A 433-nucleotide genomic window follows, 5' to 3' on the forward strand; every position below is an offset into this window, starting at 1 on the left:
GTCTCGTGAACCCAGAGTTGTCGGAGGACTTCGTAGGTATCGAGCGCTATCTGTCCACCGAGCTGATCGAGAATCGCGTGCCCGCCAACAAGCTCGGTCTGGAACACGCGGGGCCCGGTGCTCGGCGGACGATCAAGCGGGGCGATCTGGAGGCCGCGAAGGCGGGGCTAGCCGCCGATGTCGAGGGTGGTGCTGACCCAGGGATGCACATGCACCTCCTCGCCCAGTGGCTCGACACCGAGGTGATGGCGATCATCAGCAAGATTCCGCCCGAGGCGTTTGCGTGATCTTGCATCCTGCAAGCTCCTGGAGCGCCACGCAGGCTGCACCTCCGCTGGGGTGCACCGTGGGGTCGATTTCTGACAGTCTGGAACCGAACGACGTGCCCCACGGCGGCGGTGGACGGTACCCACCGCCTGGGCGTTGAATCACC

At 65.1% G+C, this 433-nt stretch carries 1 protein-coding gene; it reads left to right on the forward strand.

The features are described from left to right. A partial coding sequence (locus tag Q0L15_RS23085; RefSeq protein ID WP_296607197.1) for a hypothetical protein occupies positions 1–287 on the forward strand: 287 nt, incomplete at its 5' end. Positions 288–433 lie beyond the last annotated feature (146 nt).

Source organism: Nocardioides sp. (assembly GCF_024509035.1).
Taxonomy (GTDB): domain Bacteria; phylum Actinomycetota; class Actinomycetes; order Propionibacteriales; family Nocardioidaceae; genus Nocardioides.